10 protein-coding genes and 3 pseudogenes are annotated in these 13,824 nt (G+C 67.8%); 9 read left to right on the top strand and 4 right to left on the bottom strand.

Annotated features, from left to right (window positions below):
* Window positions 1-161: 161 nt before the first annotated feature.
* Window positions 162-302 (top strand): annotated as a pseudogene (locus tag G9272_RS04630) (hypothetical protein); the annotation flags it as partial.
* 78 nt (window positions 303-380) lie between these two features.
* Here G9272_RS04630 and G9272_RS04625 read toward each other — a convergent pair.
* Window positions 381-701: pseudogene (locus tag G9272_RS04625) on the bottom strand (alcohol dehydrogenase catalytic domain-containing protein); the annotation flags it as partial.
* 163 nt (window positions 702-864) lie between these two features.
* Window positions 865-1,467: a TetR/AcrR family transcriptional regulator gene (locus tag G9272_RS04620; RefSeq protein ID WP_253267705.1), complete on the bottom strand. Its 603-nt coding sequence runs from the start codon at window positions 1,465-1,467 to the stop codon at window positions 865-867.
* Window positions 1,468-1,946: 479 nt separating this feature from the next.
* Between G9272_RS04620 and G9272_RS04615 the strand changes: the two genes are divergently transcribed.
* Both G9272_RS04615 and G9272_RS04610 read left to right on the top strand, forming a co-directional pair.
* On the top strand, window positions 1,947-2,798 hold the full coding sequence (locus G9272_RS04615; protein WP_171395339.1) for an alpha/beta fold hydrolase: 852 nt from the start codon (window positions 1,947-1,949) through the stop codon (window positions 2,796-2,798).
* 790 nt (window positions 2,799-3,588) lie between these two features.
* On the top strand, window positions 3,589-4,422 hold the full coding sequence (locus G9272_RS04610; RefSeq protein ID WP_253267704.1) for an alpha/beta fold hydrolase: 834 nt from the start codon (window positions 3,589-3,591) through the stop codon (window positions 4,420-4,422).
* A 112-nt stretch (window positions 4,423-4,534) separates the two neighbouring features.
* Here G9272_RS04610 and G9272_RS04605 read toward each other — a convergent pair whose 3' ends face one another.
* Both G9272_RS04605 and G9272_RS04600 read right to left on the bottom strand, forming a co-directional pair.
* Window positions 4,535-5,107 carry a TetR/AcrR family transcriptional regulator gene (locus G9272_RS04605; protein WP_171395337.1) on the bottom strand — a complete coding sequence of 191 codons (573 nt, stop codon included), beginning with the start codon at window positions 5,105-5,107 and terminating at the stop codon, window positions 4,535-4,537.
* A 198-nt stretch (window positions 5,108-5,305) separates the two neighbouring features.
* Window positions 5,306-7,333 carry a HelD family protein gene (locus tag G9272_RS04600; protein ID WP_171395336.1) on the bottom strand — a complete coding sequence of 676 codons (2,028 nt, stop codon included), beginning with the start codon at window positions 7,331-7,333 and terminating at the stop codon, window positions 5,306-5,308.
* A gap of 466 nt (window positions 7,334-7,799) precedes the next feature.
* Between G9272_RS04600 and G9272_RS04595 the strand changes: the two are divergent.
* The 6 genes and pseudogenes from G9272_RS04595 to G9272_RS04570 form a co-directional block, all read left to right on the top strand.
* Window positions 7,800-8,129: pseudogene (locus G9272_RS04595) on the top strand (winged helix-turn-helix domain-containing protein); the annotation flags it as partial.
* Between the two features lie 26 nt (window positions 8,130-8,155).
* The gene (locus G9272_RS04590; protein WP_437184252.1) at window positions 8,156-8,809 is read left to right on the top strand and encodes a transposase; all 654 of its coding nucleotides are present in this window, start codon (window positions 8,156-8,158) and stop codon (window positions 8,807-8,809) included.
* 57 nt (window positions 8,810-8,866) lie between these two features.
* A complete protein-coding gene (locus tag G9272_RS04585) occupies window positions 8,867-9,733 on the top strand; it encodes a GNAT family N-acetyltransferase (protein WP_171401837.1) in 867 nt (288 codons plus the stop codon).
* A gap of 167 nt (window positions 9,734-9,900) precedes the next feature.
* The gene (locus G9272_RS04580; protein WP_171395334.1) at window positions 9,901-10,743 is read left to right on the top strand and encodes a DUF6461 domain-containing protein; all 843 of its coding nucleotides are present in this window, start codon (window positions 9,901-9,903) and stop codon (window positions 10,741-10,743) included.
* Between the two features lie 1,077 nt (window positions 10,744-11,820).
* On the top strand, window positions 11,821-12,882 hold the full coding sequence (gene selD, locus G9272_RS04575) for a selenide, water dikinase SelD (protein ID WP_301272117.1): 1,062 nt from the start codon (window positions 11,821-11,823) through the stop codon (window positions 12,880-12,882).
* Between the two features lie 39 nt (window positions 12,883-12,921).
* Window positions 12,922-13,740, top strand: a complete 819-nt coding sequence (locus G9272_RS04570) for a hypothetical protein (RefSeq protein ID WP_171395332.1) — start codon at window positions 12,922-12,924, stop codon at window positions 13,738-13,740.
* Window positions 13,741-13,824: the final 84 nt, after the last annotated feature.

Here is a 13,824-nt window from a genome sequence, read left to right as displayed (position 1 = left end):
CGTTCGGCCCCAGGAGGTGGGGCCATCACCGCCGTCAGCCGCATGGACGATTCATCGCACCGGGTGAGCAGGAGCGGCACTGATCCCCCGCGGTGTCGCTCCGCCTGTCGCCGCACGCGGCAGCCCGACAACGTGCGTCTGCCAGGCTGGGACGAAGCGACATGGTGGTGCTGGAAGCCGGGGACGCGGTGCCGGCGGACTGCCGGGTGGTCGAGGCGCACGAGCTGACAGCGACCAACGCTCCGTTGACCGGCGAGAGCAACGCCGTGGTCCGTACGGCCGACCCGGTGGCCGCCGCCTCATCGCTGGAAGCTCGCAACTGCGTGTTCATGGGAACCGATGTCGTCGCCGGCCGCGGTGCAGGACGACCTTGGGCGGCGCTGGTGCACCGCGATGAGTTCGGCGAAGGTGCCGATCCGGTCCTTGTCGGGCCGCGCGAAGACCTCGTCGCCCACCGCGAAGCGCGTGACGGCCGCGCCTACTTCGACCACGATTCCGGCGAGGTCGTTGCCCAGGACGACCGGGAGCCGGTACGGCAGGATCGCCTTCAGCTCCCCGTCCCGGATCATGCGGTCGAGCGGGTTGACGCTCGCGGCATGGATCCGGACCAGCACGTCGTCCGCGCCCACCTCCGGGTCCGGCACCTCACCGGCCCGCACGCCGGCCTTGTCGCCGTAGTGCTCTACCGTGAAGGCCCTCATCGTCGTCTCCGTGTCTCGTCCGCAAGTGGACGGGGGTGATGTGCATCGCGGGATTCCTGGGCATCCAGGGCTTCCCTGGGTGTCGGCCGGACGTCGCAACCTTTGAGATTATGATCGTAATGTCATGTGCCGGGTCGGTGGACCGCAAGGGGGTGCGGGTGTGTCACATCGCGGGTCCGGAGTGCCCGTGTTCCACGCCCAGCAGGGCGAAGGCGTTGTGGATGCCCTGTTCGAGCAGTTCGTCGGCAAGCTGCCGGTCGGTGAGGGCTCGGGAGAGCTGGAGTGTCCCGGCCATCATGGCGTAGGCGCCGAGCGCCTTGGTGCGGACCGAGAGGGGATCGTCGGGTGTCAGGCGGGCGGCGATGCCGTCGATGACCATCAGTACGCCGTCGGTGTAAGCCTGCTTGGTCGGGTCTGTGCAGCGCCGGATTTCGTCGAGCAGGGCGGCGGAGGGGCAGCCGTCGTCGGAGCTGTCGCGATGCTGGGCGGACAGATACCGGCGCACGATCTGCTCAAGTCCTGCGCGGCCGGGTGCCGCCTGCGCGACGATGCTCGCGTTCTGCGCCTGCAATTGGTCGGCGATTGCGGTGGCGACGAGGTCGTCCTTGGATGTGAAGTGGGTGTAGAAGGCGCCGTTGGTCAGCCCCGCGTCCGTCATGAGGGTTGAGATGCCCGAGCCGTCGATGCCGTCCCGCTTGAACCGGCGTCCGGCCGCCTCGATGATCCGCTGCCGGGTCGCCTGCTTGTGCTCTTTCCCGTAGCGCACCGCGCGCTCCTTTGCTCGTCGGAGGGGCTGCTTGCTCTTGCCGGGCGCCCTCGTCATATTGTATTGCGATCGTACTTTAATAGATTCGAGGCACCGACGGCTGCCCGTTCGGCGGCGAGGCGCCGTGCCGGGTGGCGCCGTGTCCCCTCGCTCGGGGGTTCATTGCGCGTCGCGGAGTGCGGCCGGCTGTGAGGGCTCGCTTGCGGTCCATCGTCTCCGTGCATAGTATTATGAATGTAATTCAATTGCCCCCGGCCAGCGCCGCCTCAGTGCTCGGCGAGGCGGATGCCGGGGTGATCGGAACGAGCCGGCAGGCATGGGTCGGCACCCGCCGCTGTGTGACCTGGTCGACAGTGCCGGTGCAGTGCATCGGGCGCCGGCGAAGAGAACTCCGTCCCGCCGTTCCGGCACGTCTGCGGTGTGCCGCGCGAGCAGACCCGCGAGATGTCACGCGCACCCGTCAAGAGGAAAAGGACATCATGAGCACCTATCTGGCAGACAAGGCCGAGGACCTCATCGTCGAGGGCCCCTCCGCGCGGTTCACCTACCGGCGGATGGGTCCGCAGGGCGGTGTCCCGCTGGTCCTGCTGAACCGCTTCCGCGGCACCATCGACTGGTGGGACCCGGAGTTCCTGGACTACCTGGCCGCCGACCACGACGTGATCGTGTTCGACAACGTCGGCGTCGGCTACACCGACGGCGAGCCGCGTGACTCCCTCGAGGGATTCGCCCAGGGCGCCATCGAGTTCATCGACGCACTCGGCCTCTCGCAGGCCGACCTGCTCGGCTGGTCCCTGGGTGGCATCGTGGCCCAGCGGGTGGCCGTGCGGCGCCCCGAGCTGGTGCGCAAGGTCGTCGTGGCGGGCAGCGGCCCGGCCGGCTGGGTGCCCGACGCTCCGCCCTTCAGTGAGAAGGTCCTGGGCATCATGGCCAAGCCCGATGCCGACCTGGAGGACATGCTCTACCTGTTCTACCCCGAGACGGAGACGGCCCGCGCCTCCGGGCGCGAGCACTTCGACCACGTCGCGACCCGGCTCGCCGCAGGCGGCCCCGCGGTCTCCGAGGCGGCGGCCCAGGGCATGCTCACCGCGGCGGCCACCCTTCTGGCGGCGCCCTTCGACGAGGTGGTGGCGGAACTGGAGGCGATCAAGCAGCCCGTCCTCTACGCCAACGGCCTGCACGACGTGATGATCCCCGCCCACAACTCCTATGTCGCGGTCCAGCACCTCGACAACGCCACTCTCGTGCTCTACACCGGTGCCGGCCACGCGTTCCTGTTCCAGTACGCCAAGGCCTTCACCAGGCAGGTGGCCGACTTCCTCGCCGCCTGACCGCACCGGCCCCGCCGCCGCCCCCGCAACGCGGGGCGGCGGCGGGGCCGAGGCATCGTGGCGGCGCCGCCTCACGGCTTGTGTGAGGCGGCGCTCGCGCGATGGGCGAACGTCACCGCCACGGGACCTGGTGGCCGACTCCGTGTCCCCGCCGGGACCTCGCGGAGATGTCCGACCCCCGACCTGACTGGCCTGTTCGGCCCGCGTACGAAATGAGCGCCGGGCCGCCGACGTGGTCTCCCGAACCGGCGGCCGGCCGTGTCGGTGCTCCGCCGTATCGTCGCCGACGGCATAGCGCGGGGAGCGCGCCAACGGGCCCGCCCCCATCGCCCGTGGCGTGCGCGACGGTCTGCTTCCGCCAGGGCCTTCCTTCTTCGCCCTCCGATACGTCGCTGTCCCGAGGGCGCCGGATTCCTCTGGGATCTCGACGCCTCGAGGCGGGTCGCCCACGCACCCTTCGCTCATGTTTGGTGCCGTCATGCACCGAGGTCTGGCGCGACAGGTCGGGCACGGTGCGCCCGGACATCGAGCGGTCGTGAAGGTTCCTGAAGAGTCGACTCCGACGAAGACGTCATCTCTGGAACTCGCAGGCTTGCGGTCTAATAGAATTACGGTCATACTTCAATGGTCGACGTGATGCTGAGAGGCTCGACCGCTCAGGGTTCCGATGTCCGCGGCCTTTGACCGTCGACCCCCGCAGACTGCATCCGCAGCCGGGAGACGCCAGGGGAACACCCCCGCGCCGAAGGGCACGACCGTGAATGACTCACAGGAAGTACGAGGCGACGTCGTGACGTCGTACAAGAACGCACCGACCCGCACCATCACCGCCGACGGGGTGACCTTCGCCTACCGCGAGCTCGGTCCCCGGTCCGGCGTCCCGGTGGTCTTCCTCACCCACCTCGCCGCGGTTCTCGACAACTGGGACCCCCGGGTCGTCGACGGCATCGCCGCCAAGCGTCATGTCGTCACCTTCGACAACAGGGGTGTCGGTGCTTCCAGCGGTTCGACGCCGCGCACCGTCCAGGCGATGGCGAAGGACGCCGTCACGTTCATCCGGGCGCTCGGGCTCGAGTACGTCGATCTCCACGGCTTCTCGATGGGCGGCATGATCGCCCAGGTGATCGCGCAGACCGATCCGGACCTCGTCCGCAAGCTGATCCTCACGGGTACCGGTCCGGCGGGGGGCGAGGGCATCAAGGACGTGACCCGGTTGTCCCATCTCGACACCGTTCGGGGGCTGCTCACCTTTCAGGACCCGAAGCAGTTCCTCTTCTTCACCCGTACCGCCAATGGGCGTCGGGCCGGGAAGGCGTTCCTGGCCCGCCTGAAGGAGCGCACCCAAGGCAGGGACAAGGCGATCTCTCTCACGTCGTACGGCGCTCAGCTCAAGGCCATTCACCGTTGGGGGCTGGAGCGGCCCCACGACCTCTCGGTCATCCACCAGCCGGTGCTCGTCGCAAACGGCGAGAGCGACAGGATGGTTCCGACCCGGAACTCGGTCGACCTGGCGCGGCGAGTGCCGAACGGCGAGTTGGTCCTCTACCCCGACGCCGGCCATGGCGGCATCTTCCAGTTCCACGGGCAGTTCGTGGAGACGGCTCTCGAATTCCTCGAGCGGTAAAAGGCGTGTGGTGCGGTCGTAGTCTGGGCCGAGGGTGGCGCCTCAGGGCCGTGGCGCCTTTTGGGTGAGCGGTTCGAGGTACCCGTTCACTGATGCGACCTCGCCTTCCGTCTCACCCCATGAACGCGAGAGCGTTCTCGATCCCCAGCTCAAGGACCTCATCGGCGCGCTTCTGGTCGGACAGGGCGCGGGACAGCTGCATCGTCCCCACCAGCATGGTGAACAGCCCGATGGCCTTGGCCTGAGCGGACCGCGGGTCCTCGGGTGTCAGGCGGGCGGAGATCTCCTCCAGGATGGCCCGCGCGCCGTCGCTGTAGGCCTGCCTGGTCCCGTCCTCGCAGCGGCCGATCTCGTCGAGCAGGGCGGCGGAGGGGCATCCGAGGCCGGGGTGGTCCCGATGCTCGGGAGACAGGTACTCGCGAACAAGGTCCTCGAGTCCCGGGCGGCCGGGCCGGAGGGTGTCGTACTTCGCGACCTGCGTGCGCAGTTCGGCGGCCACGACATGGGCGACGAGATCGTCCTTGGATGCGAAGTGGGCGTAGAAGGCTCCGTTGGTGAGCCCTGCATCCGACATCAGCACGGAGACGCCCGAGCCGTCGATGCCGTCCTGCTTGAATCGCTGGCCGGCTTTCTCGATGATGCGCTGCCGCGTCACCTGCTTGTGCTCCTTGGCGTAACGCACCACGAGCTTCCTCCATTCGCTCCGTAAGGCCGTTGCCTCGCACTCCAGACTAATCCATGGCCTGACATACGTAATATTACGATCAGCAGGTGATCTCGGTGGTGGGCCAAGGATCCGGTGAGGCGGCGAGCAGCCCTGCGCGCCGGCCGGTGTCTGTACCGCGCCGCGTGCGCCCGCGGCGACGACGCGGGCGCCAAGTCGTCAGGCGGGCTGGACGGTGACTGTGCAGAGGCGCTTGGTGGCCCGGGTCAGGGCTACGTACAAGTCCCTTTCCCCACCGGGGCGGGCCGTGATGATTTCCTCGGGGTTCATGACGACCACCCCGTCGAATTCCAGGCCGCGTGCTTCGGACGCCGGCACGACGCGTGCGTGGTGAGCGATGCCCTGGGCCGTCAGCTCGCGCACCCTGGTGTCCGCGCAGATCACTCCCAGCAGCTCGCCCGGCTGCGCGGTGCTCTGGGCGCGGAGTTCCTGAACGACGGCGGTGACCAACCCGTCCGGAGATGTGGTCACGGTGCGAGGGCTCTCACCGCTTCGCAGTGACCGTGTGGGCTTCTGGTCCGGAGCGATCCGCGTGAGCAGGTCCCGGACGCTCTCCAGGATCTCCTGCGTGGTGCGGTAGCTGACGGTCAGGTGGTGCAGTTTGAACCGCGGTCCGACGTTAGGGCTCAGTGCTTCCTTCCAGTCGCATGCTGTCGTGACCGGGCCTGCCTGGGCGAAGTCACCCACCAGCGTCATCGCCCTTGCCGGGCAGCGGCGGACGATCATCCGCCACTGCATGGCGGTCAGTTCCTGCGCCTCGTCGACGACGACGTGCCCGTACGTCCGCTCGGGGGAGCCGTGGACCAGGCTCGCCGCCTCGTCCAGCAACGGCACATCGGCATCGGTCCACGGGTCGTCCGGACCGCGCAGGAGAAGGGACCGCTCCTGCGCGGTCAGGCGGGGCAGGTGCTCGGCGAGAGCGTCGGCGTTCGTCAGGAGCGCCTTCACGAGGTCACCGGGTACCAGCCGCGGCCACAACACCTCGACCGCTCGGTCGACGCCGGCGTCGTCGAGGAGATCGGCTCGGATGGCGTCCAGGTCCAGCTCGTGGACCGGACCCGAGTCGGCCGCACCTTCGGCACGGCGCTGGGCGGCTCCCGTGAACCGGTCGAGGTTGATGCCCGTCATCCTTTCGGCATCGGCGTCGATCTGCTCCAGGAGGTCGCCCATGTCCCGTTGTATCGCGTCGGTGACGGCGTCGACCAAGAGCTCCCTGAACACCTGGCGCGCGGGGTTGTGCCCCGGTGCGGCTGCCACGGCGGCGTCGCGTGCCGTGGCGACTTCCTCGCCGGACAGGTGAACCAGTTCCCGTCCGACCCGCACGGTGAAGTCACCGGCGGGGGCTTGGTGGACGCGCAGCAGGCCGGCCAAGGCGTCGGCGAGGTCGGAGCTGCCCTTGAGGCGTGCCGTATCGAACGGGTCCACCGTGTCCGTGGACACTCCGGCCAGTTCCCGGCAGGTCGCCAGAACGACGTCGTTCTCTCCGAGTGAGGGAAGGACCTGGGAGATGTAGTCGAGGAACCGGGCGTTCGGGCCCACCACCAGGACGCCCTCCTCCGCGGCGCGCGGGAACGCGTACAGGACATAGGCCGCCCGGTGCAGGGCGACCACCGTCTTGCCGGTGCCGGGCCCGCCCTGCACCACGGTCACCCCGCGGTGGGCGGAGCGGACGATCTCGTCCTGCTCGGCCTGGAGCGTCGCGACGGCCGCGTGCATCCTGCCCGTACGCCGTGCCGACAAAGCCTCGGTCAACGGGCCGTCCCCCACGACGTCCTCGTCGGTCGGGGCGGTCCCGTCCAGCAGTTCGTCGCTCACCGAGATGACCGTGCGCTCCTCGAGGCGCAGGTGCCGGCGCCGCCGCAGGTCCATCGGGTGGACCGGTGTCGCCTCGTAGAAGGGCCGCGCCGCGTTCGCGCGCCAGTCCACGAGCAGAGGCAGGTCGTCCTCCTCCGTATGCAGTCCGATCCGCCCGATGCGCAGGGCCGTGCCATCCGTCCGGTCGATGCGCCCGAAGACCAGCCCCTTTTCGGCACCCTCCAGCCGGCCGATTTCCTTGGCCAGACGCTCGGCGGCGATTTCTCTCTCGTATGCCTCACCGGCGTTTTCCGCCGGGGCTTTCAGTACGCTCGCTCGGTGTACTCGCGCCTCGGAAAGCCGCTCGGTGAGCAACTCATATAAGGAGGACACATAATCCCGCTCCGATTCAACCGCACGCACAGCGGGATCATTCATTTTCGACAACAGGAGGCTCCTTCGATTCGAGCCACACCATACGGTCAAAGTTCCCTAAAGGTAAGTCTTGACTTACTTGGCAAGCCATGGCCCTGTGACTGAATCCATGACGGCTGACCGTAGGGCGCATCATGCATTCCGTCGTTCCGTATATCGCCAATTGCGCTCCCGGTGCCCGCCTGCCTTATGGCGTGCGCGCCGCTTGGATGCCGACAATGTTTTGCCGCGCTCGGGAAAAGGGGGGAAGATTCCGGCGAGGCGACCGGCGCCATCGAGCTCACTGCCAGGGGGCATCTGGTCGCTTCGTCTGGCGACCCCACCGAGGAGACGAGCACAGAAAATGGGTTACTGACTTCGGCTTCGAGGTGGTTGGCTGGGTTGTGCGGCTGACTGACGGTGATTTGCGCGGCACTTCGTTGGTATGCGCTATGCGGAAGGGGTCGTCCCGCCAGAGGTCGCCCGCCAGTTGCGGGTCAGCTCGAAGTCTGCCTACCAGTGGCAGCAGGCTTGGCGGGAAGGCGGGGCCGAGGCGTTGGCCTCCCGGGGCGCGAGCGGGCAGCGCCGCACGCTGTCGCCGCAGTGTCGGGAGAAGCCGGCCGGCTACCTGGAGCAGGGGCCGGCCGCGCACGGCTGGGACCAGGACCAGGTGTGGACTGGGGCGCGGGTGGTGACGCTGATCGGCAGGAAGTTTCACGTCTCCTACAGCGTCCTGGGTGCGACGAGGCTGATGCGCCGGATCGGGTTCACGCCGCAGGTCCCGGTCCGCAGGCCCGCGGAATGCGACGAGGAGGCCGTCACCTCCTGGAAGGAGGTGACATGGGCGGAGGTAGAACCACCCGGGCGGCCTGCGGCGGCTGGATCTGCTTCGAGGACGAGGTGGGGTTCACCCGCAGGCCGCCGACCGGACGTACCTGGGGACGGCGCGGCATCACCCCGGGTCGTGAAAGTGAACGGCCGCGGCTCCGGGCGGGTCTCGGTCGCCGGGCTGATCGCGATGCGTCCGGGCTCGCGGACCCGGCTGTGCCACCGGCTGCGACGCCACACCGGACGCAAGGTCGAGCGCCGCAGCTTGTCCGAGCGCGACTGCGTCGCCCTCGTCGACGGCGTGCACCAACTGGTCAGGGCGCGCCGATCGTGCTCGTGTGGGACCGCCTGAACACCCACATCTCCCACAAGATGCGCGACCTGATCGACGCACGCAGCTGGCTGACGGTGTTCACCCTGCCCGCCTACGCACCCGAGCTGAACGCGGTCGAGTACCTGTGGGCCCACGTGAAACACAGCCTCGCGAACCTCGCCGGCGTCGCCCTCGACCGACTCGCCGCGCTCGTGCGCAACCGACTCAAGCGCCTCCAGTACCGCCCTGACGTCCTCGACGGCTTCCTCGCCGGGACCGGACTCGCCATCGACCTCCCGCCCTCATCACCCTGAAGCGCCTGGTCGGTTAATCGGTTGAACGCCACCGAGACGGGGTGTCAGATCCCGGCTATGACGATTGTGCTGAGTACGCCGACGGCCGACGGGGTGCGCGAGGCTATTGCGGCGCTGCGGGAGTGGCAGCATGACGAAGCGCCGATGCAGCTGCATCCCGGGGACATCGGCTGGAACTACCGGTTCGGAACGGCCGAGACGGCCGCGGTGGTCCGGACCTGGAGCCGGGACGGACGGATCCTCGCTGTCGGGATGCTGGATTCTCCGACGGTGGTGCGGATGACGGTCGCTCCCGACTCGTTCCAGGACGAGGACTTGGCGCGGCGACTCGTCGAGGACTTCTCGCTGCCTGAGCGCGGCGTGCTGCCGGAAGGAGCGGTGTGCATCGAGGCGCCGCAGGGCCTGCTGCTCCACGACCTGTTGACCAAGGAGGGCTGGGGCGTCGACGAGCCGTGGACGCCGCTCTTCCGCGACCTCGCCGAAGCGGTGGAGGACCCCGGCGTGCGGATCAAGGAGATCGGCCTGGAGCAGGCACAGGACTTTGCCGACGTCCTGCGGTCCGCGTTCGACACCACGAAGCCCACGCGCGAGTACCGGCACAAGATGTCCGCGGCACCGTTTTACGCCGACGCCCGCTGCCTGGGTGCTTACGACGACCAGGGCAACCCCGCGGCGGTGGTGACGGTCTGGTCGGCCGGCCCGGGGAAACCAGGACTGGTCGAGCCGATGGGCGTCCATGCGGACCACCGCGGCCGCGGCTATGGCCGGGCGATCACCGTCGCCGGGGCGGCCGCACTGCGGGAGGTGGGCTCGTCAAGCGTGCGCGTGTGCACGCCGAGCTCCAACGTCGGCGGCGTCGCCACGTACAAGGCGGCCGGTTTCGCGGCGAGGCCGGAGATCGCCGACCGGATCCGGAAGGCCTGACGTCGGGTCTGCGGACCTTCTCACCATGGCTTGCACCGCGGCGCAGAGCTGCTCGCGTGCCTGTGACGCGGACACGATGTCGGACGCGAGAACTGCTCGTAGTGCCTCCAGCTGTAAGAACCGGCTTGCACCGGGCGTTGTCAGAGGCATCAGGCACACTGCGCCGTATGAACTTGGTGACCGCGCACGACTACGCCTGGATTCGCACCTCGCCGCTCTTCCGCCACATGATGGAGAGCGGATACACCCTGACATTGATACGGGGGCGGACCCCGTGCGAGGTGCTGCGCGCGATGGAGGCGGAACCACGCGGCACTGGGGAGGGAACGGCCGGGCTGATCGAGGCGGACGACGCTCACCGCGCCGAGGTGGATTACGACTACTGGGACGAGTCCTACGTCGCGGGCGCCTTCAGCGCTCCGGGCGAGAACGGCGACTGGACACTCGTCCTCGGCTTCGACGGTGGCCTGGGGATTGCGGCGCCGTACGTGGAGACCTTGTCGAAGGGCGGCCGGGTCGTGGCGCACTCGACCAACGGCGGCAAGCCCATCCACCTCTTCCACTGGTTCGAGGACGGTGAGCTCCGTACGACGTTCGAGGGCCCCTCGTCGCGCGACGGCAACACCCCCGATGAACTGGTCCCCCTGCTGCGGGAAGTCGGCTTCCCTCTGACCTCCGAGGGGGAGCATGACGAGAGCGCCCCGGACGTCGACCCGAAGGCGGCCGTCCTTGCTCTGGCCGAGAGACTCACCGGCATACGTGTCACCGAGTCCCTCCTCCAGGACGCTACGTACGAGCTGGGACTCGTCCCCGAACAGCCCGCCGAGGAGTGGACCAGCGTGGTCATCGACATCACCGATGCCCACGGGGAGCGCCTGCACAGGGAATGGACCTACGAGGAGATCGCGACGGCGTCGGACCGCGTACGGGCCGAGGCAAACGCGCCGATCGTGATCACTTACAACGAGCCGCCGGCCATGGATCGTTCGGAGCACGAGACAGGTGAGTAGCGAGCGAGCGCGTAGAGGGTGCTCCGGCGTACTTGCCGCCACGGGGGCTTCTGCGATCATGGTCGGCAGCCTTCTTGAGCTGTCGCCGGCAGATGAGGCCGCAGCCCGGCGAGACGAAGGCATTGTGGAGGTCGAGGCGTCGCCCACCGCACGGCCAGGCTCTTGAACTGGTGCAAAGCCCAGGCCCTTGATGTTCGGGGCGCCCCTGCGGGAGATCACCGGCAGGATCCGGCGGCGCCGAAGTTCACGGCGCACAGCGTATGAGTCGTACGCCTTGCCGCCCAGGACGGACTGGGGTCGCCGTCGTCACACGACGCAAACGGCCGGATCATCACATCGGTTACGCCAGACCAGGGCAGGCACCTCAACAAGATCTTGTTACGAACTCTCCTGGGACGTCGGATCGCCGAAGTGCGCTGTGATGCAGGTTTCCGGCACGGGAGCGGGGACATGCTCGATTCCGTATGGGCACTGGGGTGAGGGCACGTGCTGTCTGGCGTGGTGGTGGCCGCCGGCACGGTCGAAGCCAAGGGATCGCTGGGCCAGGGCTCTTGACAAGTCAGGGGAGACGTTCATGCGTCGGAACGCGGCGGCCATGTTCGCCTGGTCGCGCGTGAACGCGGCGGTGGTGAGCGGTGGATCTGCTCGCGAGGGGCCGGATGGTCCTGGCCCCTGTCGGCGAGCAGGGTGTCACCTGCTTGCCTCGACGAGGACTCTCAGGTGGCCCGAAGAGAGACGGTCGGCAGGCACATCGTCGTCGGTATTCGGAAGAAGACGGGCAGCATTCTGAGGCGTGTGGTTCAGGCGCGTTGATCGGTGCCGGGGATGCGCGTCCCGAAGGCCACGCACGGCTCCGAGCGATTCGGCCCCACGGGATCAGCAACGCCCTGGAAGGGCGATTCACGCGCGAGCCGAGGCACAGAGCCCACTGACAAAGTCGGGCCATCGATGCGATCTTGATGCGGACAGAGTCGGCTTTTTACGACTTCTTACGCCGGAGGTCATCGGTGTGCCATCCTGTCCCAGCCGGGTTGCAGGTCGGGGGCGTGCAGGATCGGGTGGGCAGGCGGGGGTGCGGTGACTGACGCAAGGGCAGCCGATTTACTGGGGCTTTCGCCCGCAGCGGGGTGCGGCTGCAAGGTACCCATGCGCAAGCTGAGCGGTTTCATGTCCGCTGTGGACGACATGGTCGGAACGCTCAATTCGACGCGCCGTGTGCATACCGACGGCCGATCCCGTGATGACGCCGCCCTGTACGAAATAGCGCCGGACCGGCTGCTGGCGGTCACCGTGGATTTCGGGACGCCGGTGTCTGCCGATGCCGCCACCTGGGGTCGTATCGCGGCCCTGAATGCCCTCTCCGACATATTTGCCATGGGGGCGACCCCTCTTGTCGCCCTGAGTGTCCTCGGGTGGCCTGAGGGTGTCGGCAAGGCGCAGATGGTGGCGCTCACCCGGTCTGCCGTCGATGCTCTTTCCGAGGCGTCGGCGGTGCTTCTCGGGGGACACACGATCACTTCCAGCATGCCGCTGTTCGGGCTCGCCGTCGTCGGCACGGCGAGACCCGGAGAGGTGATGTTGATTCGCAACGCACAGCCCGGGCAATTACTCATCCTGACGAAACCGCTCGGCACGGGAATCGTCATGGCGGCGGTGAAGGCAGGGGTGGTCGGGCCGGAGACGGCTTCGGCCGCGGAAGCGGTCATGGCGTCATCGAACCGGACATCCGCCGAACTGGCCGTGTCGGCCGGCGTGCGGGCCGCCACCGATGTCACCGGCTACGGCCTCACCGGGCATCTGCACAACATGCTCAGCGCGTCAGGGCACGCCGCCGACATCGATCTGTACCGCGTTCCCGCCCTGCCCGCGGCGGAGCGGCTGCTGGAGGAGCACGGCGTGGTCCCGAACAGCGCGGAGCGCAACTACTTCGAGCTGGAAAAGGAGATCGACTGGGGGCGAACGCCGTTGGCCATGCGTTTCCTCATGAGCGATCCGCAGACGTCCGGGGGGCTGTTGCTCGCCGCGGCTCCAGAAGTCGCGGCGCGATTCCTCGAAGCGTGCTCGAAGGCACGGCAGTTCGCGGCGGTCATCGGGACAGTGACATCGGGAAGGCCCGGAGCCGTCCGAGTGAGGGCGTGAACAGGTGATCGCTTCGACAGCGCCGAAGGTGGGCAACGCATGAGTGCAGGAGCTCCTCCCCGCCGGATTCTCGTCATCGGTGCCGTCGCGGGTCTCCTCGTGTTCACGGTCGGTGTCGCCATTTCCGTTGCCACGGAGGGTGTGGTGTGGACCACCGTCTCCGTGACACTCCAGTCACTGGGCTCTGCGGTGCTTTTCCCCATCCTGGTCTCCTTCGCGTACGACAAGCTGAAAGAGCGGTGGCTCGGGGACGAGGTATGGCGCCTCTTCAACGAACTGTCGGATGCAGGAATCACCCGGGTGTACAAGGACCGCGAATCCAACTCGAACCAGGACAACGCTCAGAAAAGACTTTCCGAGGAATTCCTTTCGCATCAGAGCGGCGAGATATGCATCATGGGGCCGACCCTGCGAGTGTTCTTCAATCCGCTGGGTCCCTTCTACCGGGACATCGAGCGCATGTTGCGGAACGCGAACGGCGCTGTCCATATGCGGGCGCTGATCGAACGGTCAGACAGTCCGGCAGTGTGGGAGAGGACGTCGATCGAGGAGCCGAATCTCGCCGCTGGGCAGAAGCCTCAGACTGAGCGGGACGCGGAATCCACCATCGCCACGGTGCTCAACGTATGCGCGACCTCAGGGCCTTACATCACTCTTCGTCGCTTTATGCCGGCGCCCTACTGCACCGTCGTCATATTCCCCAGTGTCGCGTTCTTCTCCCCGAATATCTTGGCGCCGGAGGCACCGGTTCGACTGCCGATGATCCTTTTCCGTTCCGGGTCCCACGGCTACCACATGCTGAAGGCGTCATTCGACTACCTGTGGGGTCACACCGAAACATTCCAAGCCGTTCCCTAGGACGCGATGTGGAAGCGACAGGACAGCGGATGACGGGACGCTACGCGTCTCTCACCGTCGACGGAACCGCGGCGGACGCCGCCA

The sequence above is a fragment of the Streptomyces asoensis genome (assembly GCF_013085465.1).
GTDB lineage: Bacteria > Actinomycetota > Actinomycetes > Streptomycetales > Streptomycetaceae > Streptomyces > Streptomyces cacaoi_A.
This window is presented reverse-complemented; position numbering and strand designations above follow the sequence as displayed.